The sequence below is a fragment of the Streptomyces ortus genome (assembly GCF_026341275.1).
Lineage (GTDB): Bacteria > Actinomycetota > Actinomycetes > Streptomycetales > Streptomycetaceae > Streptomyces > Streptomyces ortus.
Genome location: NZ_JAIFZO010000001.1, coordinates 189,229 through 211,184, shown reverse-complemented (window position 1 = coordinate 211,184; position 21,956 = coordinate 189,229). Strand labels below are relative to the sequence as shown.

The following is a 21,956-nucleotide window of genomic DNA, read 5'->3' as shown; positions in this document are numbered from 1 at the left end:
GGGCGGGGGAGGCTGCGGGGGCCATGGAAGCTGTGGGCGTGACGAGGGTGCCCTGGACGGTCGTCAGGCGCCGGTCGTAGCACCCCGCCGAGCCGTACAGCCGGTAGCGCTCGCTCGTCGTGGCGACGGCGTGCCGCTGGTCGCGCGGCACGTTGGCGGTGTAGGTCGCGTCGCCCGTGTAGCTGTCGTCGAGCCGGGACCACGCGGTGCGCCGCCCGCCGCGGGTCTCCACGACGGACGCCCGGTCCCCCAGGGAGAGGACGGTCCGCAGCCGGTCGCCCGAGCCGAGCGTCGTGGCGCCGTCCATGGTGTACGTGCGCTCCGTACGGGTCGTCACGGCGGGCCCGCGCCCGTCCACGGTGACCTTCTCGTCGTCGGTCCAGGTCCCGTCGAGCACGTCCGTGGTCTCTCCGTCGGTCCAGCGGTGCACGGAGGAAGCGGCCAGCTCACGGTCGATCGTGGTGACGACCCGGCCGTGCGAGGTGTCGACGTACCCGGACACGGTCAGCCGGTGCCCGGCGTCCGTGTCGAGCCGGTGCTCGGAACCGGGCGTGTACGTGGCGGAGTTCGTGAGGTCGCCGCTCCTGTGGGCGGTGAGCTCTCCGGTGACGCGCTTGCTCTTCGCGTCCTGCCACACGAGGACGTTCACCGGGGTGCTCCAGCCGCTCTGCCCCTCGGGAACGCCCACTACGGAGACGTCGATCCGGTGCGGGCGGCCGTCGTTGAGCAGCCCCGCGAACGGGGTCAGGTCGTACTCGACGGGCTTGATGTCGAAGGCGCGGGGGCCCGGGATCACGTACCAGAGGAAGGGGTTGGACCAGCCTCCGGTCCATACGGTGGGGAACGGCGCGGCGATGCCGGCCAGTTTGCCGTCGACCTCTATCCGCACCTCGCGGTAGGGGCCGTCACCGGCCTTGCAGGAGTAGGGAGCGGCATCGGGCACCGTCAGATACCAGTACTCCTCGCAGCCGCCGCCGGATCCCGTGGCGTACACCTCGGCGACGATGCGTTCGCTGTTGCGGGGTGTGGTGAGGGTGCCGTCCTGGAGGGTGAGGACGCGGTCGGGGGCCGCGGGGGCCTTGGCGGCGGCCCGCTTCCCGGCCACCTCGGTCGAGCGCGCCGGATCCGCCGAGTTCGCCGGGTTCGCCTGGTCCGCAGGGTTCGCCGGGTTCGCCGGGTAGAAGGTCAGTGTCACCTTGACGTCGATGACGCCCGTGTAGGTGTCGTCGACGACGTTCCCGATCAGCATCTCGACGTCGTGAGCGGCGCGGAACGTGTCGCTGTAGCGCGTGACATCCTTCTCCACCGACCACGCGATGCCGTCGGGCGAGGGCTGCGGAGTGGACGTACGGAAGACCTCGACACCGCCGACGTGCAGATACCCGAGCCGGTCGTACTGCCGCCCCTTGACCTTGCCGTCGAGGCGCAGCACGACCTTGCTCCAGCGGTCACCACAACCGCGCGGGGGCGTGTACGTGCCCTTGTACGGCGTGAAGTCGCGGAACTGCGCCTCGGCGACCGTCACTTCGCACGACGCACCGGCGGGCCTGGCGACGGGCGGGGCGGCGGTCAGCGGGTCGTGCCAGTCGGTGCCGAACTCGGCGGGCGGGGATGCGGGCTGGGCGGCCGGCGGGGCGGCGAGCCCGGCGGCCTGGGCCGGGTTCGCGCCGAGGAGGGTGCTCGCCACGAGGGTCACTCCGGCGAGCATGGACATGATGATCCGTCTTCTCATGAGCGGTGTTCTACGGGGAGTCGGCCCGGGCCGCAACGCTGCCTCGGGCCCAGGCGGGACCCTCGACCGGACCGGGCCTCGTCAGCACCGTGGTGCGACCGGTTGGCGACGGGGGGCGCTACGGATCGGGAACGGGAACGGGAACGGGAGGACGCTACGGCTGCTGCGCACGTACCCGGTGTTGTGCGTGCTGGTCCTGGCGCTCGGCGACAAGGAGTACTACGTCGTAACTCTGTTGCTCGTACTACTCGTACTGCCCGTCGCGGGCTGCGAGCTAGGTGTGTCGAATGTCGGTATCGACAGGAGTTGAGAGCACTACCCCGTACGTGGAGGCGTCGTGTCGTGTGGACGACAAGCGCGGGAGTAAGCGGCGTCGTCCGTTGCTTGACTGCGCGACGGCCAGGTTCGAAGACGCCGTGCCTGTCCGGCCGTTTCGGTGGTCGTGGGGTGGACGCAATTTCCCCGGGTGATACTGGGCGGCGACTACAGGGCAGCACGTCGGTTTCGAGTCTTGGTTGGAGCGGGACCGGCTGGTGCTCATGGACTTCGATCCTGCTGTGGTGGGGATGGCGTCCCAGCCGTTCTGACTGCACTGGCACGACGGGGAACGCGAGCGTCGGCATGCCCCGGACTCCTTCGTGCGTCGGGGCGACGGCTCGGCGATGGTCGTCGATGTCCGTGCCGACGACTGGATCGCTCCCCGGGATGCCGAAGCGTTCGAACTGACGCGCAGGGCCTGCGCGGAAGTTGGGTGGTGGTTCGAGCGGGTGGGGACACCGGGGGCAGTGCATCTGACGAATGTCCGGTGGCTGTCGCGCTACCGGCATCCACGCTGTCGACGGGAGTTGTTCGCACTCGGCTGCTGAAGGTCTTCTCTCAGCCGGGGCCTGATGGCCGGGGCTGATGCGGCTGGCGACCGGCTCGCGACGCTGCCCGTGTTGTTCCACCCTTTATGGGCGCACGAGTTGTCGGCCGAGCAGATGGACATCGAACTGCTCGGGCCGCGCACAGTCGTGCGCCGGGCTGGCGGGAGTGTCGGATGACGAGCGAGGAGCGTCGGGTCCCGCCGACGGCGCGAATCGCGGAGTTCCCTATAAAGGCTGCTGAACAGGCCCGTTGGCGGGAAGGACACATCCTGGAAGTGCTGCACGGGTTACCGCCGGATGCTCCCTACGGGGCAGTGCCGCGACCGGAGTTCGACCCTCGGCAATACTGTCTGGCCGAGCGGGAGCGGGCCAAGGCCGCCGAGCTGACAGCAGCGGGCCATCGGATGACGGCCAGTGGCGTCAAGCAGCGGCGCCGGCGATATCAGCGCGACGGGCTGGTCGGGCTGGCGGACGGCCGGTCGGTCGGCCGAGAAACTGGTCGAGGACATGATCGGCAGAGAGCTCAACAGTAGGCAGATCTGGGCCGAACTCATCGATCAACACGACTACTTGGTCACCTATGACCGTATCCGCCACTACCTGAGACACATACGCCCCCGAACGGCGCCACCGCCAGCAGCCTCGCTGCCCTCCAACCTCTTCGTCCCAGGACAGCAGGCTGCACACCCGAGATTGCCGAGCCCCATGGGGCCGGCCCAGTCGACGGTCAGCTGGTCGCCGACCGTTTCGTGTCCGGGGCGGTTTCCTGGGTGGCGGCCCAGGTGGCGAGCAGACGCAGTCTCTCTTCGGAAGCTGAGCCGGGTTCGGCGGTGTAGATGGTGAGGGTAAGGCCGGGGGCAGCGGCCATGTCCAGGCCCTCGAAGGCGAGGGAGAGGTCACCGACGGCGTGGTGGTGGAAGTGCTTGGTGCCGGTGCCGTGGTGGCGGACGTTGTGCGCACCCCACCGGGTACGGAACTCGTCACTTCGGGTGCACAGCTCGCCGACCAGGTCGTGCAGCTCCTTGTCGTGCGGGTTGCGGCCGGCTTCCGCACGCACGATGGCGACGGTGACGTCGGCGAAGGTGTCCCAGCCGGGGTAGAAGCGGCGGGCGGCGGAGTCGAGGAAGGTGAAGCGGGCGAGGTTCTGCTGGTTGCCGGGTGTGGCGTAGACGTCGGTGTAGAAGGCGCGGAAGAGCTGGTTGGCGGCGAGGATGTCCATGCGGCCGTTGCGGACGAAGGCGGGTCCGGCGGTGATCGCGTCCAGGGTCCATTGCAGGCTGCGGTGCGGCTTCCACTGCTCCTTGGTGCGTCGGCGGCGGGGGCGGGTAAGGGCGTCGGAGCCGTCGGCTGCGTGGGCGAGGTTCACCAGATGGGCGCGCTCGGCGTCATCGAGCTGGAGGGCGCGGGCGAGGGCTTCGAGGACGGCCGGGGAGACTCCGGCGAGGTTGCCGCGTTCCAGTTTGGAGTAGTACTCGACGCTCATGTCGGAGAGGGCCGCGACCTCGCTGCGGCGCAGGCCCGGCACCCGGCGGCGGGATCCGGAGGGCAGTCCGGCCTGGTCGGGGGTGATCTTGGCGCGCCGCGAGGTGAGGAACTCGCGGACCTCCTCGCGGTTGTCCATGTCTTCGACGGTACGTCCCGCACGCCGCCATAGGGATGTACTGCCGGTACACCCCTTGCCAGTGACTCGCTGCGCACGTGAAGAGGGGGTTATCTGGAAGGCGTGGTGCTTCTCCTTCCGGCCGCGAAGGCGGCGAAGGGGCAGGCCCTCGCCCGGCTCGGGCGGTCCGCCGTCCGAGGCTCCGGGGTCCGCACCCTGTAACCGGTACGCGAAGGAACCTCTCATGCGCGGCGCAGTGATCCACGCCCCTGGTGATATCCGCTTCGAGACTCTGGAGGAGCCGAAGATTCTGAAGCCGACCGATGCGATCATCCGCACGGCGGTGACCTGTGTGTGCGGGTCGGACCTGTGGCCGTACCGCGGTGCGGAGCCGACGGACGCGGCGCATCCGATGGGCCACGAGTACGTCGGCTTCGTGGAGGAGGTCGGCTCCGAGGTAACCTCGGTCCGGCCCGGCCAGTTCGTCGTCGGCTCGTTCGCCACCTCGGACAACACCTGCGCGAACTGCCGCAACGGTTTTCAGTCGAACTGCCTGAACCGTGAGTTCATGTCCACCTGCCAGGCCGACTACGTCCGTATCCCCAACGCCCAGGGCACCCTCGTGGCCACCGACGGTGTGCCGGACGAGCGGTTCTGGCCGGGGCTTCTGGCCGTCTCGGACGTGCTGGGCACCGGCTGGTGGGCAGCCGACGCCGCCGAGGTCGAGCCCGGGGCGACCGCCGTGGTCGTCGGCGACGGCGCGGTCGGCCTGTGCGGCGTGATCGCGGCCAAGGAGATGGGTGCGGAGCGCATCATCGCCATGTCCCGCCACGCGTCCCGGCAGAAGCTCGCCCGTGCGTTCGGCGCCACCGACATCGTCACTGAGCGCGGCGCGGAAGGTGTCGCCCGGATCAAGGAGATGACCGGCGGGATCGGCGCGGACTCCGTGCTGGAGTGCGTCGGCACCGCCCAGGCCATGCAGCAGGCCCTGCATTCCGCCCGCCCCGGCGGCAACGTCGGCTTCGTCGGCGTCCCGCACGGGGTGGCCGTCGACGGCCAGGAGCTGTTCTTCTCCCACGTCGGCCTGCGCGGCGGGCCCGCCCCGGTACGCCGCTACCTGCCCGACCTGATCGACCGCGTCCTGTCGGGTCGGATCGACCCGGGCAAGGTCTTCGACCTCACTCTGCCCCTGGACCAGGTCGCCGAAGGCTACAAGGCCATGGACGAGCGCCGCGCCATCAAGACGCTCCTCAAGCCCTGATCCCCCTGTCCCTCGTACCCCCCACCCGTACAAGGAACTTTTCGTGCAGATCACCCGCAGCTCGATCGACACCGTCAAGGGTCCGGCGGACTGGTTCACCGGCGACGTCTACATCGACGCCGTCGCCGCGGCCCCCTCACCGTCCCGGGTCACCGCGTCCCTGGTGCACTTCATGCCCGGTGCCCGCACCCACTGGCACCGCCACCCGCTGGGCCAGACCGTCTTCGTCACCGAAGGCGTCGGCCTGTGCCAGCGCCGTGGCGGACCGGTGGAAGTCATCCGGCCCGGCGACCGCGTCCTGTTCGAGGCCGATGAGGAGCACTGGCACGGTGCCGCGCCGAACCGGCTGATGGTCCACGTGGCCATCAACGAGGGCGACGACGATCACGATGTCGTGCACTGGCTGAACCCTGTTACCGACGAGGATTACGCCGCAGCTCCGGCCACCGGCTGAGCACGGGCCCCCTGGTTCAGGTCGTCAAGGGCTGCGCGGCGTCGACGAACGCGCGCCATCCAGAACCACCCCTCGCGAATCGCACCGCTCTTTCCGCGGGCCCCCTGATGCGCCCCGCCCGCCCCCCACGCTGTTGAGGAGAACTACCGTGACCACCTTCGCCCTCGTCGGCGCCGGCCCCGGCCTGGGTCTGGCTGCCGCCCGTCGCTTCGGCACAGCGGGCCACAGCGTCGCCCTCCTCTCGCGCAGCGCCCAGCACCAGGACAACCTGGCAGCCGAACTGGCGAGGGAGAACGTCCACGCCCGCGGCTTCACCGCCGACGTCCTCGACCCCGCCTCCCTCGCCGCTGCCCTGCGTGAAGCCGCGGACACGCTGGGCACCGTCGAGATCCTGCAGTTCAGCCCGGTGCCCCGGGGCGACTTCATGAAGCCGGTCCTGGACACCACCGCGGCCGACCTGGACGACCCGCTGGCCTTCTCCGTCAAAGGGCCACTCACCTGCGTGAACACGGTCCTGCCCGGCATGCGGGAGCTGGGCCGGGGCACGCTGCTGTTCGTCAACGGCTCCAGCGCGGTACGCCCGCACCCCGACCGGGCCGGCACCTCGATCGCGTTCGCCGCCGAGAGCGCCTACGCGGCGATGCTCCACACCGCGCTCGCACCGGAGAACATTCACGCCGCGCAGCTCATCGTCCCCGGCGCGATCAGCCCCGACTCCGCGACCTCCAGCCCCGAGGCGCTTGCCGAGCTGCTGTACGGCCTGCACACCGACCGCAAGGGTTTTCGCCACTACGCCGAGCCCATGCCCGACCCGCAGGCCAGCACCCCATGACCCACACCTTTCGCCAGGCCCTGACCACCATCGCCATCACCGGCGTTCTACTGCTGGCCGCGACCGCCTGCTCCGACGCCCCGCCTGCGGGGTCGACCCCCGCCACAACAATCTCTGCCGCGTCGTCCGGGCAGCCCCGGGCCTCGGCGTCAGCAGGCGCGTCGGGATCGGAGAGGAGCACTGCGATGGATATCCGCCTCACCATCGATGGCCGGCCCGTCAATGCCACCCTGAACGACAGCCCTCCCGCCCGCGACTTCGCCGAGCTGCTCCCGCTCACCCTGAAAGTGGAGGACTTCCATCAGGCCGAGAAGATCGTCGATCTTCCTCGTCGGCTGTCCACTTCCGGTGTCCCGGGGGGAGCCGCCCCGAAGGCCGGGGACCTCGGCTACTACGCGCCCTGGGGCCAGCTGGTCCTCTACTACCGCGACGTCCCCTACGCCGACGGCATCGTCATCCTCGGCCATCTCGCCGACGACGGTGACATCGGCCGGCTGGCCACCGCCTCCAAGGTGACCGTCGACACGGTCCGCTGACCGGCCCGTACCGCCGCTGCCTCGCCCGAACCCCGTATCTCCGAGCAAGGACCCCCGCATGCCCCCCGCCTCCGGTACCGCAACCGGCAAGCTGCCCTTCGTCGTCTGGGTGCTCGCCGCCGGCACGTTCCTGATGGGTACCACCGAGTTCGTCATCGCCGGACTGCTGCCCGAGATGGCCGCCGACCTGAACGTGAGCGTGTCGCACGCCGGCCTGCTGATCACCGCGTTCGCCGTCGGCATGATCGTCGGCGGGCCCGCGATGGCCATGGCCACCCTGCGCCTACCCCAGCGCCACACCCTGATCGGCGCACTCGCCGTCTTCGCCCTCGGCCACGCCGTCGCCGCGCTCAGTCCCTCCTTCACCGTCGTGTTGACCGCCCGCGTGGTGACCGCCCTGGCCACCGGCGCGTTCTGGGCCGTCGGCTTCGTCATCGCCACCACCGCCGCCGGGTCCGCGAGCGCCACGCGTGCGGTCGGGGTCATGATGGGCGGCCTCACGCTGGCCAACGTGATCGGTGTGCCGATCGGCTCGTTCGTCGGCCACTACACCGGCTGGCGCGGCCCGTTCTGGGCACTGGCCGTCCTCGCCGCGCTGGCCGCCGCGTCCGTCGACCGGTTCATCCCCCGCACCGAGCAGCGGGCCGAGACGTCGATGCGGGCCGAGGTCCGGGCCCTCAAGCAGGGACGGCTGTGGCTGGCGCTCGGCGCGGCCGTGCTGATCATGGGCGGAGTGCTGGCGACGTACACGTACATCACCCCGCTGCTGACCGACCGGGCGGGCATCCCGGCCGGTGCCGTACCGCTGGTGCTGATCGCCTTCGGTATCGGTGCGCTGGGCGGCACCGCGATCGGCGGGCGTCTGGGGGACCGCCGCCCGATGGTCACGACGATCACCGCGTCGGCGGCCACCGCCCTCATCCTGCTGGCCCTGATCCCGGCCTCCAACAGTCCGGTGGCCGCCGTGGTCCTGGTCTTCGGCATGGCCCTGGCCGGGTTCACCGTCAACCCGGTCGTCACCTCCCTCGCCGTCCGCTTTGCCGGGGACGCCCCCACCCTCACCTCGGCGCTGACCACCTCCGGCTACAACACCGGCATCGCCGCCGGCTCCCTCGTCGCGGGTCGGGCCCTGGACTCCTCGCTCGGCCTGACCGGGCCGGCCCTGGTGGGCGCCGTCTTCGCCGCGCTCACCCTGCTGCCACTGATCGCGCTCGCACTCAGCGGCACCGGCCACCGCACGCGGATCGTCGCCCAGCGCGCTGCTGCGGACCCCGTGAGGGACGACGCGTCCACACCGGCACACCACTGACATCCGCCCGGACGAGCCGTCGTTCCGCCGTCGAAGGAGAGACTCACATGACCGTCACCTACGACTTTCGCGGTCAGAGCGCGTTCGTCACCGGCGCAGCCTCAGGCATCGGCCGTACGACCGCCCTGGCCTTCGCCCGCGCCGGCGCGCAGGTCGCCCTCGCCGACCGGTCCGCCGGGGGCCTGCGCGAGACCACCCGCCTCATCGAGGCCGACGGAGGCACGGCCATCGCCCTGACCTGTGATGTCACCAGCGAGGCAGATGTCCAGACTGCTGTCGAGCGGACAGTCGAGCGTTTCGGGAGTCTGGACGCCGCGTTCAACAACGCCGGGGTAGAGCAGCCCGTCCAGACGGCCGCCGATACCGCCAAGGACGACTGGGACCGCATCCTCGCTGTCAGCCTCACCGGTGCGTTCCTGTGCACCCGGGCGCAGGTCCGTCAGATGCTCCGGCAGGACGGCGGCGGGGCGATCGTCAACGTCTCCTCCGGCGCCGGCGCCGGCGTCAAGGGGTTCAAGGGACAGGCCGCCTACGCCGCCGCCAAACACGGGATCATCGGCTTCACCCGCTCCGCGGCCCTCGACCACGCCGCCGAAGGCATCCGCATCAACGCTGTCTGCCCCGGCATCATCGACACCGAGATGATCCGCCGCTTCGGCGACACCCGCCCCGGCGGACGCGAAGGACTCATCGCCGACGAACCCGTCGGCCGCCTGGGCAAGCCCGAGGAGATCGCCTCCGCCGTGCTGTGGCTGTGCTCCGACGCCGCCGCCTTCACCACCGGCACCGCCCTCGTGGTCGACGGCGGCCAGACCGTCTGACCCGCCGGAACCCCCAGGGAACACCAGTCGCCGAAACTCGACGTGAGGAGTCCACTCCATGAACCCCACCTACGACTTCACCGGCCAGGTCGCCTTCGTCACCGGAGCCTCCTCCGGCATGGGCCTGGCCACCGCCCGCGCCTTCGCCGCCTCGGGGGCCGCCGTCGCTCTCGCCGATATCAACGAAGACGCCGTCAACGATGCTGCCAAGCAGCTCGCCGAGGAGGGCCACCGAGTCCTCGCGCTGGTCTGCGACGTCACCGACGAGGACCAGGTCGCCGCCGCCGTCGACCGCACGGTCGAAGCCTTCGGTCGGCTCGACATGGCCTACAACAACGCCGGGATCATGCCCCCGCCCACCGATGCCGCAGACGAGAGCGCCGAGCAGTTCGACCGTGTCCAAGGCATCAACCTGCGGGGCATCTGGGCGAGCGTGAAGCACGAGCTGCGCCACATGCGTGAGCAGGGCAGCGGGACGATCGTCAACTGCTCCTCGCTCGGCGGCCTGGTCGGCAACCCCGGCCGCGCTGCCTACCACGCCACCAAGCACGGCGTGATCGGCCTGACCAAGAGCGCCGCCCTCGAATACGGCTCCCGAGGTGTCCGTATCAACGCCGTCTGTCCCGGCACGATCAGCACCCCGATGGTCGACGCCATGGTCGAAGGCGGAGAACTCGACCGCAGCCAGGCCGAAGCGGGCCAGGCCATCGACCGGCTCGGCACCGCCGACGAGATCGCCCAGGCCGTCCTGTGGCTGTGCAGCCCCGGCGCCAGCTACGTCACCGGCATCGCCCTGCCCGTCGACGGCGGCTACACCGCCCAGTAACCCGCTCCCGGGCCGGGTACGACACGACGTCCGGACCCCGCTCTCCTACCGAACCCGATCCTCGTAAATCTCCTGGCCACCAGAGCAGGCCCATCGGGCCAGCCCTCCCGCACGGGCGCCACCGCTGTGCTGTTGACCCTGTCCACGACGCGAAGGTCTCCCCACATGCCCACCGAACCCGTCCCGCAAGAACCCGTCGCCATACCCGACGAGCCACACTCGCGGATAGCGCCGACCCGGCGCACCTTCATCGCCTCCGGCACGGCCGTCGGGACCGCCGTGGTCGCCGGCACCGTCCTCGGCACCGACCTGCTGTCCGAGTCGGATGCGGCAGCCGCCCCCTCGGCGCCCACCAGCCGCCTCACCGTGACCGTAAACGGCACCCGCCACACGGTCACGGTCGACAACCGCACCTCACTGCTGGACCTGCTGCGCGAGCACCTCGATCTGACCGGGGCGAAGAAGGGCTGCGACGCCGGTGCCTGCGGGGCCTGCACCGTCCTGGTCGACGGACACCGGCAGAACGCCTGCCTCACCCTCGCGGTCCGTCTGGAGGGGGCCGAGGTCACCACGGTCGAGGGCCTGGCCGACGGCGACCACCTCCACCCCTTGCAGCAGGCGTTCATCGATGAGGACGCCTTCCAGTGCGGCTACTGCACCCCCGGCCAGATCGTCTCCGGCGTCGGCTGCATCAAGGAGGACCATACCGACTCCCCGGAGGAGATCCGGGAGTGGATGAGCGGCAACCTGTGCCGCTGCGGCTGCTACGTCAAGATCGTGCGCGCGGTGGAGCAAGCCGCGGGCCGGAAGTGAGGGCCCGGCATCATGTATCCCTTTGACTACTCCCGTGTCTCCGACACGGAAGAGGCCCTCGCCGCGGGCCGTCGCGGTGGCCGCTACATCGCCGGGGGCACCACCCTGGTCGACCTGATGCGCGAGACCGTCGAGCGCCCCGAGACTGTGGTCGACATCAGCGGCCTGCCGCTGGACGAGGTCACCGCCACCGAACGCGGCGGCCTGCGCATCGGCGCCCTGGTCACCATGTCGAAAGCCGCCGCTCACCCCAAGGTACGCACCCTCTTCCCCGTCGTCTCCCAGGCGCTGGAGCTGAGCGCGTCGGCGCAGCTGCGGAACATGGCCACCATCGGCGGGAACATCATGCAGCGCACCCGCTGTACCTACTTCCGCGACGTGACCGCCAACTGCAACAAGCGCGACCCGGGTTCGGGCTGCGCCGCCCGCGAGGGCTACAACCGCTCCCACGCCATCCTCGGCACCTCGGATGCCTGCGTGGCGACCCATCCTTCGGACGTCGCGGTGGCGTTCGCCGCCCTGGAAGCCCAGGTTCATGTGCTGGGCGCCGACGGGCAACGGCAGATCCCGTTCGCCGACTTCCTGCTGCGCCCCGGCTCAACCCCGAACCGGGAACAGGCACTCGTGAGCGGCGAGTTGATCACCGCAGTGGAGATACCCGCTCTGCCCCGCCCACTCGGGTCCGGGTATCTGAAGGTCCGTGACCGGCAGTCCTACGAGTTCGCCCTGACGTCGGCCGCCGTCGCCCTGCACGTGCGCGGCGGAGTGATCCGCGAGGCCAAGGTCGCGGCCGGCGGCGTGGGCACCGTCCCATGGAAACTGCCCGCCGTCGAACAGCACCTCCTCGGCGAACGCCCCTCCCCATCCCTGTGGGCCGCCGCAGCCGCGAAGGCCGCGGACGGGGCCCGCCCACTGGCCCACAACCGGTTCAAGACCGACCTGTTGAAGCGGACCGTCGAACGCCAGCTGCGCATCGTAGGAGGTACGAAGTGAGCCCTCAGCCGCAGGCAGCCGTCGGCGCCCCGCTCTCCCGCGTGGAGGGCCGGCTCAAGGTCACCGGAAAAGCCCCCTACGCCGCCGAGCACGACATCAAGGGCGTCGTCCACGCGGTCATCGTCGACGCGAGCATCGGCCGTGGCCGCATCACCTCCATCGACACCGACGACGCTTTGGCCCAGCCGGGCGTGCTGGCGGTGATCCACCACGGCAACGCGCCGAAACTCCCCTACAAGGACGACCCCGCCTCCAACAACCCGCCCGGCGGGCGCAGGCTGCGGGTCTTCCAGGACGACAAGGTTCTCTTCCACGGCCAGCCCGTCGCCGTCGTCGTCGCCACCACCGTGTAGGCCGCGCAGCACGGCGCAAGCCTGGTCAAGGTCGCCTACGACGCCCAGAAGCCGTCCACCGACCTGACGAAGGCGAAGGCGGACAAGCCGACCGAGTACGCGCGGGGTGACGCGGCGGCGGCGCTGCGTTCGGCGCCCGTGCGTATCGATGCGACCTATCAGCTGGCGCGCAACCATCACAACGCGATGGAGCAGCACGCCACCATCGCCCGCTGGAGCGGCAGCAAGCTGACCGTGTGGGACAAGACGCAGTGGGTGGTCGGCACGCAGACCGAACTGTCCACCGTCTTCGGCCTGCCCGCCGACGCCGTGCGGGTGATCTCGCCGTACGTCGGCGGCGCGTTCGGCAGTGGGCTGCGCTGCTGGCCGCACACCGTCGTCGCCGCCCTGGCCGCACGCGTGACGCGCCGCCCGGTCAAACTCGTCCTGAAGCGCCGGCAGCAGTACTTCAACACCGGCTTCCGCCCCTCGTACACCTACCGGCTGAAGCTGGGCAGCGACCGGCAGGGCCGTCTGACGGCGATGGCTCACGAGATGGACGCCGAGACGTCCTCGTACGAGACGTTCACCGAATCCATCCTGCTGCCGGGGCAGATGCTCTACAGCACGCCGAACGTCGGCCAGGCGTACCGGACGGTGCCGCTGGATGTGAACACCCCGCTCTACATGCGCGGCCCCGGCTTCGCCACCGCCTCGTTCGTCATCGAATCGGCCATGGACGAACTCGCCGCCAAGCTCGGCATCGACCCGATCGAGCTGCGCCGCCGCAACGAACCATCCGAGGACGAGTCCAAGAACCTGCCCTTCTCCACCCGCCGGCTGCGCGAGTGCTACACCACCGGTGCCCGCCAGTTCGGCTGGGACCAGCGCCGAGCCAAGCCCCGCTCGCGCCGCGAGGGTGACTGGCTGATCGGTATGGGCATGGCCGCCGGCGTCTACGACACCGCCCGGATGCCCGCCCAGGCGCGCGTCCGGCTGAATGCTGATGGCACCGCGGTGGTCGAGACCGCCGCCAGCGACATGGGGCCGGGCACCTACACCTCCCAGACCCAGGTCGCCGCCGACGCCCTCAGCCTGACCATGCGCACCGTCACCTTCCGCCTCGGCGACTCCCTCTTCCCGCCGACCCCGCCGCACGGCGGGTCGATGACCATGGCGAGCGTCGGTTCCGCCGTCCTCGACGGCTGCAACCAGGTCCGCCGCCAGGCCATCAAGCTGGCCGTCGAAGACCGCCAGTCACCCCTCTACGGGGTGGATGCCGAGGACATCGTCGTACGGGGCGGGCGGCTGCACACCAAGGACAACCCGGCGCGCGGCGAGACGTACAAGAGTCTGCTGACCCGGAACAGGCGTTCCCACCTGGAAGCAGACGGCGCGTACGCCGGGCCCGCGGCGAAGGAGCGGCACTCCTTCTACGCCTACAACGCCACCTTCGCCGAAGTCGCCGTCGACGCCACCCTCGGACTGGTACGCGTGCGGCGCATGCTCGGCGTGTACGACGCGGGCCGCATCATCAGCCCAAAACTCGCCGACAGCCAGGCGATCGGCGGCATCGGCACCGCCCGGCTGGAGCACACCGTCACCGACCACCGCGACGGCCGGATCGTCAACGCCAACCTGGCCGACTACCTGGTGCCCGTCAACGCGGACGTCCCCGCCATCCAGGCCATCTACCTGGACGGCGAGGATCGCGAAGCCGACCCGCTCGGCGTCAAGGGACTCGGCGAAGTCGTCCACGTCGGCGTCGCACCCGCCATCGCCAACGCCGTTTTCAACGCCACCGGCCGCCGCGTACGCCAACTCCCCATCACCGCCGAAGCACTCCTGTGACCCGTGCACGCCGATCCGTCCGTCAGACAGCCAGTCACACAGCGTCTGCCGGATCGCCGGGCCGCCGCCGCTCCGTCCCCCGTCGGACGGCGGCGGCCCACCCACCTCGTCCGATGACCGTGCTTCACCTGCGGAGAGAGCCCATGCTGAACATCGCGGCCCCACTGCACCACTGGTGCCATGAGCAGCGCCCCTTCGCCCTGGCCACGATCGTCGGTGTCACCGGCAGCGCGCCCCTGCCCGTCGGAACCTCGGTCGCGGTCGGCGAAGACGGCACGGCCATCGGCAGCATCTCCGGCGGATGCGTCGAAGGCGCCGTGTACGAGCTGTGCCGACAGATCCTCGAGGACCGCACGGCTCCGCAGCAGGCCCGGTTCGGCTACTCCGACGAGGACGCCTTCGCCGTCGGCCTGACCTGTGGCGGTCAACTCGACGTCCACGTGCAGCGCATCGCCCCGGCCGCACAGCCGTACCTGGCCACCGCCCTCGCCGACGCGGCGAACGGTGGGCCCACCGCCGTGGCACAGGTCGTGAACGGCCCCACGCACATCCTCGGCGGCCTCCTCGCTCTGGACAGCGACGGCCGCCTGACCGGCACCGACCTGGACGCGGACACCAGCCGCGTCGTGACCGACCACGCCCGGGCGCTGCTGCGGGCCGGGCGTACAGTTGCTGGCCGTCTCGGCGGTGACGCCTCGACCTGCCCCGAGCAGCTGACCGTCCTGGTGCACGTGGCGGCCACCCGGCCGCGCCTGCTCATCTTCGGCGCCGTCGACTTCGCCGCCGCTCTCGCACAGGCCGGCCGTTTCCTCGGATACCGGGTCACCGTTTGCGATGCCCGGCCCGTGTTCGCCACTGCCGCCCGGTTCCCGCACGCAGACGAGGTCGTCGTCGACTGGCCCCACCGCTACCTGGCGCAGACCGCCGTCGACACCCGCACGGCCATCTGCGTCCTCACCCACGACGCCAAGTTCGACATCCCGCTGCTGCGACTGGCTTTCGCCCTGCCCGCCTGCTACGTCGGCGCCATGGGCTCCCGCCGCACCCACAGCGAGCGCCTGCGCCTCCTGGACGAGGCCGGCATCACGGCAGAACAGCTGACCGCACTCCCTCGCCGATCGGTCTCGACCTCTGTGCACGCACACCCGAGGAGACCGCCGTGTCCATCACCCGCGGAGATCATCGCCCACACCAACGGCACCAGCGGCCTGCCCCTGTCCCAGCGCACCGGCCCCATCCACCGGACTGCACCGCACCACGGTCCCGACAACCGGCCCACCCGACAGGACGCGGCGGCCTGACCTGCCGCCGACCGCTCCGCCCCCTTGCCCACACCACCCCCCGCAGGGCGCGCCGCCACTTCAGCGCCCGGTTCTCGACGCGGAGCGTCCAGTGGTACCAACTCGGAGGTGGACCACTACGGTTTGACATCCAACCTAGTCGGCCCAGGTCAGCAGGCCACATACGACCAACTTCGCCGTCAAAGGACACCGCTCTCGGCCGGGCGCGACGGCACGGCCGTTGTCCCGTCTCTGATGATCTGGTCCGTGTCTCAGTTGGTCGGGTCCGATTCGCTCGTTGTCTCAGAAGATGTGGTTCACCAGGTTGTTTGAGTCCTGTCTCCTCGAAGGCGGCACAATCTCGCTGAGTCTGGCGAGATTCAACGCCGGATGCGACCCGGCCCAGAGCGTCACCAACTCATGTCACGCGAGCCCTCGACCCGTGCGGCGGTGATCGTTACGGTGGCCCGATGGCGTCGATCAAGCAGTTCCAGGTCACCTTCGACTGCGCAGAACCTGAGCGCGTCGCTCGTTTCTGGTGCGAGGTGTTGGGGTACGTCGTACCGCCGTCACCGGAGGGGTTTGCTACTTGGGGCGATTACGATCGCTCGCTGCCGCCTGAGCGTCAGGGTGCAGCGTTCGCTTGCAGTGATCCCTCAGGTGTGGGCCCGCGACTGTTCTTCCAGCGCGTTCCCGAAGGCAAGGTCGTCAAGAATCGGGTGCATCTTGACGTGCGGGTCGGCACCGGGCTCGTGGGTGAAGAGCGCTTGGCCGCACTTGAGTCCGAATGCGCACGACTGGTCGCGCTTGGCGCGGTACACGTGCAAACACTGCGTGCCGATGGCGTCAACGAGTCGTGCATCCCGATGCAGGACATCGAGGGCAACGAGTTCTGTATCGACTGAGGGGCCGCGAATCTGTCCTCGTTCAGCCCCCATGGCCCGAGACGAAGAACGGCCTCCGACCTGTCAGGTCGCTGTGGCGCAGATCGCCGGATCAGGCGCTCGGGTCGGGCGAGCCGTCCGGCCGGTTCGACCGGTTCGACAAGTCCGGTGAGACGGACCCGGCGGTCTGCGTCTCACTGAATCTGACGCACTGCAGCCCAGCGGCGACGACCTTCGTCAGGTCGGATGCGAGAGGGCATTCGAGATGGGTTGTCATTCTTTCGAGTGACATCTCTTGTCTCTGGGGCACGGGGCTCCACGGCACGTTCCACGCTCGCAGTACGGGGCGGAACGCGGCTGGCGGAGGTGTATGTGGGCGAGGCTGCGGCCGCTGCGTCTTCCTGGGGGTACGCGGCGGATGTCGATGTGGGATTCGTCGACGCTGATGGTGTCGAGCGTCTTGGTTCACTGGACCGGCACTGGGATGAACCCTTCGAATTCGCCTTGCCAGTCCGGCCGTTCACCTCCTTCAAGGGGCAGAAGAACTTCACGGGCGAGTACTGGGCAGCGACGTCGCGGGCCCAGGTGGGCTACGAGTCATGGGTCGAGCGGGATGCAGCGGTTGCCCTGGACTTCGACCCTGCCGTCGTCTCTCTGGCGTCTCAGCCCTTCCAGTTGACCTGGACGGACGGCCGGCGAGAACGCGAGCACACCCCGGACTACTTCGCCCGGCTCGTGGACGGCACAGGTGTCGTCGTGGACGTCCGTCCTCAGGACCTGGTCGACGAGGACACCGCCGAGGTCTTCGCGTTCACCGCACGAGTATGCGAGGCGGTGGGCTGGCAGTTCCGCCATGTCGGCGACCTGGACCAGCCCTATCGCGTGAACTTGCGCTGGCTGGCCCGCTACCGCCACCGCCGCTGTTTCCGGGCACCGGTGGCGGATGAGTTGAGGGAGGTGTTCGCCGAGCCCCTGCCGCTGTTCGCCGGGGCTGACCGGGTCGGGGACCGCCTGGCTGTGCTGCCGGTGCTCTATCACCTGCTCTGGCGCCACGAACTGCTCACCGACCTGACCTCGGCCCCGCTGGGCGGCGACTCGTCGGTCCAGCTGGCGGCCCGGCGGCGGGCGTAATGTCCGCGCGACCGGGACGGCTTCGGCTGGGTGACCGGGTCCGTTTCCAGGAGCACACCTACACCGTCGTCGGCCTGACCGGGATGCAGGTCCGGCTGGCCGACACCCACGGCAGCGGCATGCTCGTGGATCAGGTCCATCTCCAGGCGGCCGGGGACTTCGCGGTGATCGGCGCCGGCGACCGCACCGCGCTGGCATCGGCCGCGCTGCTGGAACACCTGCCGGAGAAGGTCGCCGAACGTGCACTGTGGTGGCAGCGGCACCTGGTCGAACTCCTCACCGGCCTGCCCCCGGATGCTCCCGCCGGGACCCGGCCCCGGCCCGAGTACGACCCGGCGAACTGCTCGCTGGCGGAACGCGAACGGGCCAAGGCCGCCGAACTGGCCGCGCTGGGCGAGGAGATCACCGCACGGACCGTCAAGCGCAAGCGGCAGCGTTACGAGGCAGGCGGCATCACGGCAGTCGTGGACCGCCGGCTCGCCCCGCACGCCACGCTGCTGGGCCGGGCCGATCCGCGCGTGGTGGCGGCGATCCGCCAGGCGATCAGCGAGAGCGTCCCGGCGTCGACCCGCACGATCGAGCATGCACGCTGGCGGACCGAGAGGATCCTGGCCGCTGAGCACGGCGAGGGCACGGTGGAGATGCCGTCACGGGCCACGTTCTACCGGATCTTCGACAAGCTGTCGCACGGCGTCCACGTGACCGGGTCGGCCCGCACCCGACGCTCACTCGCCGACCAGCCCGAGGGGCCGTTCCGCTACGAAAGCGTCGCGGCTCCGGGCGAGTTGATGCAGATCGACTCCACCCCGCTGGACGTGCTGGTGCGGCTGGATCGCGGTGTTCCCGGCCGGGTCGAGCTCACCGCCTTGGTCGACCTGGCCACCCGCACCATCGCGGCTGCGGTGGTGCGGCCCACCACCAAGTCCGTGGACGCCTCGCTGCTGCTGGCCCGCACCCTGACCCCGGAGCCGATGCGGCCGGGCTGGGTCCAGGCGCTGGCGATGTCCCGCTCGGTGCTGCCGCACCGCCGACTTCTGTCCCTGGACGAGCGGCTGGAGCACGCCGCGGCCCGGCCGGTCATCATCCCCTAGACCATCGTCTGCGACCGGGGCAAGGCGTTCATCTCCGAGAACTTCCGCTCCTCCTGCCGCGCCCTGGAGATCACTTTCCAGCCCTGCCATCCACGATCCCCGGCGGAGAAGCCCCATATCGAACGCACACTTGAATCAGTGGCCACGATGTTCTGCCAGTTCCTCCCCGGTCACCTGGGCCGCACTGCCGAACACCGCGGTCGCAACGTGGAGGACGAGCCGCTGTGGTCGATGCTGGAGATCCAGGAGCTTCTCGACGAATGGCTCGTCGCCAAGTGGCAAAACAGGCCCCATGACGGACTGCGCGACCCTGGCGTCCCGGGACGGACCTTCACGCCGAACCAGAAGTACGCCAGCCTCGTCGAGACCGCGGGCTATGTTCCGCTCGCCCTGAGCGGCGACGACTACGTGGAGCTGCTGCCTGCGGCCTGGCGGGCCGTGAACTCCTACGGCATCAAGGTCAACAACCGGATCTACGACTGCCCCGACCTGGGGTCTTTCCGGCGCCAGCCCTCGGGTGTCACCCGCAAGAGGAACCTGTGGGAGATCCACCGAGACCCCTACGACGCCAGCTGGATCTGGATGCGCAACCACTGGGAGACCGGCTGGATCGCCATCCCCTGGAAGCACCTGGGCAGCGTTCCGCAGCCCTTCGGTGATCTGGCCTGGGACCACGCCGCGGCCGACCTGCGCCGGAAGGGCGAGCCCAATCCCACCGAGGAAGAGATCGCTGGAGCGGTCGCCGCGCTGCTGATCAAGGCCAGCCAGGGGCCGGCCGATGCGGACGGGCCGTCGACTCGGATGTCCAAGCGCGACCGGCGCGTCGCCGCCCGGACCCGTGCTGCCGCCGAAAGCCCCGGGCTGCGGCCTCCGCAGCCCGAAGCACTGGCCCTGCCCGATGCTGACGGCCCACTCGCCGCCGCCGCCGACGACGACGACGACGAGGAGGCGGTGGCCGGCACGGACGACGAGCCGATCGCGAAGGTCATCCCACTCGGCGTCTTCGACCCCTTCAAGGAGGCCGACAAACGATGGTGACCGCGACCGGACCCGCCTCTGCCCAGCAACCGGACCCCGACCGCCGGCACAGTTGGCGACGCGCCCTGGACCGCGAGGACCTGCACCGCTACCTCACCACCCTGGAGGGCTGGCGGGAGTTCACCGTCCAAGATCCGATTCCGCCGGAACTACTTCCCGATCACGCGCTCGCCGACCTGGACGACGATGCCCGGGAGGACTACGACGACGGCCGACTCGACTACCACACGCGTCTCACCGTCGCCGCGACCTCCACCTTGCGCACGGTCGTCACCTCGGGCAGGCGCCTGACCCTGCTCAACCGTCATGCGATCAGTGCCCGCCGGGGTCTGATCCTCTCCGGTCCGGCCGGGACCGGAAAGACCACCGCGCTCACCCAGTTCGGCAAGACCATCGAGGCCATCGACCGGCGTCGTCACCCTGGGGCCGACGATCGGATCCCGGTCGTCTACGTCACCGTCCCGCCCGCGGCGACCTCACGCATGCTCGCCGTCGAATTCGCCCGCTTCCTGGGCCTTCCCGTCACCACGCGCGCCAACATCACCGACGTCATCGAAGCAGTCTGTGGCGTCCTCATCGACGCGAGGGTGAGCGTTGTGTGTGTCGACGAACTGCACAATCTCTCGCTGGCAACCCGCAACGGAGCCGAGGTCTCCGACACCTTGAAGTACTTCTCCGAGCGCATCCCCGCGACCTTCGTCTATGCCGGAGTCGATCTGGAGGCCGGCGGACTGTTCGACGGAACCCGTGGCCGGCAGATCGCCGGACGCTTCGCGGTCATCGACACCGTCTCCTTCCCCCGCACCAAGGAATGGACCGGGCTGGTCAGCACCTTCGAAGACGCTCTCAGGCTCCATCGCCATCAGCCCAAGTCCCTGGAAGGGCTGGCCCATTACCTGCACGACCGGACCGGCGGAATGATCGGAAGCCTGTCCCACCTCATCCGCGGAGCCGCGATCGACGCCATCCTGGACGGCACCGAACAGATCACCCGAAAGTCCCTGGAACGCGTCAGACTCGACCGCGCAGCCCAGAACCGCAAGACCAAACCTTCCTCGTGATCATCGATGGAAGCGACAACGGCGACCGGCTCCGCCGGCTGCCGGTCCGTCCTCGCCCCAGGGCCGGGGAGAGTACGGATTCCTACGTCCGTCGCCTGGCCCGCGCGAATCACCTCAAGCCCAGCTACCTGCGTGGATACCTCGTCGGACCACCGGACTACGGCCGAGGAAAACGTCCCCGGGGCGACCGGCTCGCAGCAGTCACCGGACGTCAGCAGGACGCCCTGGAGCGGGCATTGACCGACCTGGTGAGACAAAAACGTACGCAGCCGGAGAAGCCCCGGCGTCGCTTCACAAGGAGCGCGGACAAACCCGCACTCTTCGCGGCGATTCGCCGAGACGCGCAAGCCGAGAAGCTGCCGGTCTCGCAGCTGGCGAAGCGCCACCACGTCAGCCACGCCACAGTCCGGCAGGCGCTGAATTCGCCCACGCCGCCACCCCGCAAACAGCGCGCCCCCATCCTGGCGCCCGCCAAGGAACGTGTCGGACCCACCATCGACACCATCTTGGACGAGTACGCCGCCCTTCATACAAACCAACTCCCCACCGTGAGGGAGGTCTGGGAGAAGTTGCTGGATGAACACGATGCCACCGTCTCCTACGGCACCGTTCATCGCTACATGTCCAGCCGCCGACCAACTCCGGACACCTTGACCAGACACCTCGAACACACCTCGGGAAGCTACCTCGCCATCCGCCAACAGACCTTCCACACCAACCTGTTCAAGCACTACCGCACCCTGCTGACCACGGTCCGCCGAGAGCCCGCCCGGCATGGCCTCGACGGCACCTATGCCACGGCCACAGCCTTCGTCCTCGGTCTGGACGCCGGCACCTCGTGGAACATGCTCACCGGCTTTCAGGAGTGGCTCGTCGTCCGCCTCGACCGAGGCCACGACTTGACCTGGCCCGTTCTGATTCGCCACCTCACCCCGGGAGGCTGGGTTCACCCGCTCACGCCCGAGGCCGACACCAAGAGCGTGATCACCCTCTACCAATCCCTTGGCGAGTTCTTCGATGACCGCGAGCAGCCCGATGGACTCCCTACGGTCTTCAAGAACTACCAGCGGTGGCTGAGCACCCAAGCCTGGTATCAGTTCGAAACAGCAGAGACGGACCAGATCAACTGAGACGGCCCCCAGACATCCGCGCGTCCGGACCAGATCAACTGAGATTTCCGACGTCACGGCGTCTCAATTCTTCTGGTCGCCGCAGGTCACAGCTGTCACCACGGACCAGATCGTC

The 21,956-nt window shown here is 69.6% G+C and carries 17 protein-coding genes and 3 pseudogenes; 18 read left to right on the top strand and 2 right to left on the bottom strand.

Annotated elements, in window-relative coordinates; genetic code table 11:
• Nucleotides 1-43 precede the first annotated feature (43 nt).
• Nucleotides 44-1,732, bottom strand: a pseudogene (locus K3769_RS00890) (peptide-N4-asparagine amidase); the annotation flags it as partial.
• A gap of 587 nt (nucleotides 1,733-2,319) precedes the next feature.
• Here K3769_RS00890 and K3769_RS00885 point away from each other — a divergent pair.
• A complete protein-coding gene (locus tag K3769_RS00885; RefSeq protein WP_267024795.1) occupies nucleotides 2,320-2,598 on the top strand; it encodes a TnsA-like heteromeric transposase endonuclease subunit in 279 nt (92 codons plus the stop codon).
• A gap of 727 nt (nucleotides 2,599-3,325) precedes the next feature.
• Here K3769_RS00885 and K3769_RS00880 read toward each other — a convergent pair.
• The gene (locus K3769_RS00880) at nucleotides 3,326-4,219 is read right to left on the bottom strand and encodes a helix-turn-helix transcriptional regulator (RefSeq protein ID WP_267024466.1); all 894 of its coding nucleotides are present in this window, start codon (nucleotides 4,217-4,219) and stop codon (nucleotides 3,326-3,328) included.
• Between the two features lie 223 nt (nucleotides 4,220-4,442).
• On the opposite strand from K3769_RS00880, the gene K3769_RS00875 reads away from it, so the two are divergent.
• The 17 genes and pseudogenes from K3769_RS00875 to K3769_RS00800 all read left to right on the top strand — a co-directional run bounded on the left by K3769_RS00875 (nucleotide 4,443) and on the right by K3769_RS00800 (nucleotide 21,841).
• Nucleotides 4,443-5,459 carry a zinc-dependent alcohol dehydrogenase family protein gene (locus K3769_RS00875; protein WP_267024465.1) on the top strand — a complete coding sequence of 339 codons (1,017 nt, stop codon included), beginning with the start codon at nucleotides 4,443-4,445 and terminating at the stop codon, nucleotides 5,457-5,459.
• Between the two features lie 43 nt (nucleotides 5,460-5,502).
• Nucleotides 5,503-5,913, top strand: a complete 411-nt coding sequence (locus tag K3769_RS00870) for a (R)-mandelonitrile lyase (protein WP_267024464.1) — start codon at nucleotides 5,503-5,505, stop codon at nucleotides 5,911-5,913.
• 148 nt (nucleotides 5,914-6,061) lie between these two features.
• Nucleotides 6,062-6,745: an SDR family NAD(P)-dependent oxidoreductase gene (locus K3769_RS00865; RefSeq protein ID WP_267024463.1), complete on the top strand. Its 684-nt coding sequence runs from the start codon at nucleotides 6,062-6,064 to the stop codon at nucleotides 6,743-6,745.
• 185 nt (nucleotides 6,746-6,930) lie between these two features.
• Nucleotides 6,931-7,281 (top strand): cyclophilin-like fold protein, encoded by a 351-nt coding sequence (locus tag K3769_RS00860; RefSeq protein ID WP_267024462.1) that lies wholly within the window; start codon nucleotides 6,931-6,933, stop codon nucleotides 7,279-7,281.
• Between the two features lie 58 nt (nucleotides 7,282-7,339).
• Complete coding sequence (locus K3769_RS00855) at nucleotides 7,340-8,590, top strand: MFS transporter (protein WP_267024461.1); 1,251 nt, start codon at nucleotides 7,340-7,342, stop codon at nucleotides 8,588-8,590.
• A 47-nt stretch (nucleotides 8,591-8,637) separates the two neighbouring features.
• On the top strand, nucleotides 8,638-9,411 hold the full coding sequence (locus tag K3769_RS00850; protein ID WP_267024460.1) for a glucose 1-dehydrogenase: 774 nt from the start codon (nucleotides 8,638-8,640) through the stop codon (nucleotides 9,409-9,411).
• A 58-nt stretch (nucleotides 9,412-9,469) separates the two neighbouring features.
• Nucleotides 9,470-10,237: an SDR family NAD(P)-dependent oxidoreductase gene (locus K3769_RS00845; protein ID WP_267024459.1), complete on the top strand. Its 768-nt coding sequence runs from the start codon at nucleotides 9,470-9,472 to the stop codon at nucleotides 10,235-10,237.
• 165 nt (nucleotides 10,238-10,402) lie between these two features.
• Complete coding sequence (locus K3769_RS00840) at nucleotides 10,403-11,050, top strand: (2Fe-2S)-binding protein (protein ID WP_267024458.1); 648 nt, start codon at nucleotides 10,403-10,405, stop codon at nucleotides 11,048-11,050.
• A gap of 12 nt (nucleotides 11,051-11,062) precedes the next feature.
• Nucleotides 11,063-12,043 carry an FAD binding domain-containing protein gene (locus K3769_RS00835; protein WP_267024457.1) on the top strand — a complete coding sequence of 327 codons (981 nt, stop codon included), beginning with the start codon at nucleotides 11,063-11,065 and terminating at the stop codon, nucleotides 12,041-12,043.
• Nucleotides 12,040-14,226: pseudogene (locus tag K3769_RS00830) on the top strand (xanthine dehydrogenase family protein molybdopterin-binding subunit). The gene K3769_RS00835 and the pseudogene K3769_RS00830 overlap by 4 nt, the downstream one beginning before the upstream one ends.
• A 143-nt stretch (nucleotides 14,227-14,369) precedes the next feature.
• A pseudogene (locus K3769_RS00825) lies at nucleotides 14,370-15,527 on the top strand (XdhC family protein).
• Between the two features lie 449 nt (nucleotides 15,528-15,976).
• Nucleotides 15,977-16,411 carry a VOC family protein gene (locus K3769_RS00820; protein WP_267024456.1) on the top strand — a complete coding sequence of 145 codons (435 nt, stop codon included), beginning with the start codon at nucleotides 15,977-15,979 and terminating at the stop codon, nucleotides 16,409-16,411.
• 351 nt (nucleotides 16,412-16,762) lie between these two features.
• On the top strand, nucleotides 16,763-17,521 hold the full coding sequence (locus tag K3769_RS00815; RefSeq protein ID WP_267024455.1) for a TnsA-like heteromeric transposase endonuclease subunit: 759 nt from the start codon (nucleotides 16,763-16,765) through the stop codon (nucleotides 17,519-17,521).
• Nucleotides 17,521-18,612, top strand: a complete 1,092-nt coding sequence (locus K3769_RS40830; RefSeq protein WP_308216241.1) for a hypothetical protein — start codon at nucleotides 17,521-17,523, stop codon at nucleotides 18,610-18,612. Before K3769_RS00815 ends, K3769_RS40830 begins: the two co-directional genes overlap by 1 nt.
• A gap of 3 nt (nucleotides 18,613-18,615) precedes the next feature.
• On the top strand, nucleotides 18,616-19,650 hold the full coding sequence (locus tag K3769_RS40825; protein WP_493660835.1) for a TnsB C-terminal domain-containing protein: 1,035 nt from the start codon (nucleotides 18,616-18,618) through the stop codon (nucleotides 19,648-19,650).
• Entirely contained in the window at nucleotides 19,644-20,711 is a 1,068-nt protein-coding gene (locus K3769_RS00805) for an ATP-binding protein (protein ID WP_267024454.1), read from the top strand. Before K3769_RS40825 ends, K3769_RS00805 begins: the two co-directional genes overlap by 7 nt.
• Nucleotides 20,708-21,841, top strand: a complete 1,134-nt coding sequence (locus K3769_RS00800; RefSeq protein WP_267024453.1) for a TniQ family protein — start codon at nucleotides 20,708-20,710, stop codon at nucleotides 21,839-21,841. The genes K3769_RS00805 and K3769_RS00800 overlap by 4 nt, the downstream gene beginning before the upstream one ends.
• Nucleotides 21,842-21,956: the final 115 nt, after the last annotated feature.

Bases quoted from the DNA above. Each gene is read 5' to 3' on its own strand.
- K3769_RS00880 (WP_267024466.1), bottom strand. From the start codon at position 4,219: ATGGACAACCGCGAGGAGGTCCGCGAGTTCCTCACCTCGCGGCGCGCC.
- K3769_RS00875 (WP_267024465.1), top strand. From the start codon at position 4,443: ATGCGCGGCGCAGTGATCCACGCCCCTGGTGATATCCGCTTCGAGACT.
- K3769_RS00860 (WP_267024462.1), top strand. From the start codon at position 6,931: ATGGATATCCGCCTCACCATCGATGGCCGGCCCGTCAATGCCACCCTG.
- K3769_RS00855 (WP_267024461.1), top strand. From the start codon at position 7,340: ATGCCCCCCGCCTCCGGTACCGCAACCGGCAAGCTGCCCTTCGTCGTC.
- K3769_RS00850 (WP_267024460.1), top strand. From the start codon at position 8,638: ATGACCGTCACCTACGACTTTCGCGGTCAGAGCGCGTTCGTCACCGGC.
- K3769_RS00845 (WP_267024459.1), top strand. From the start codon at position 9,470: ATGAACCCCACCTACGACTTCACCGGCCAGGTCGCCTTCGTCACCGGA.
- K3769_RS00840 (WP_267024458.1), top strand. From the start codon at position 10,403: ATGCCCACCGAACCCGTCCCGCAAGAACCCGTCGCCATACCCGACGAG.
- K3769_RS00835 (WP_267024457.1), top strand. From the start codon at position 11,063: ATGTATCCCTTTGACTACTCCCGTGTCTCCGACACGGAAGAGGCCCTC.
- K3769_RS00820 (WP_267024456.1), top strand. From the start codon at position 15,977: ATGGCGTCGATCAAGCAGTTCCAGGTCACCTTCGACTGCGCAGAACCT.
- K3769_RS40830 (WP_308216241.1), top strand. From the start codon at position 17,521: ATGTCCGCGCGACCGGGACGGCTTCGGCTGGGTGACCGGGTCCGTTTC.
- K3769_RS00805 (WP_267024454.1), top strand. From the start codon at position 19,644: ATGGTGACCGCGACCGGACCCGCCTCTGCCCAGCAACCGGACCCCGAC.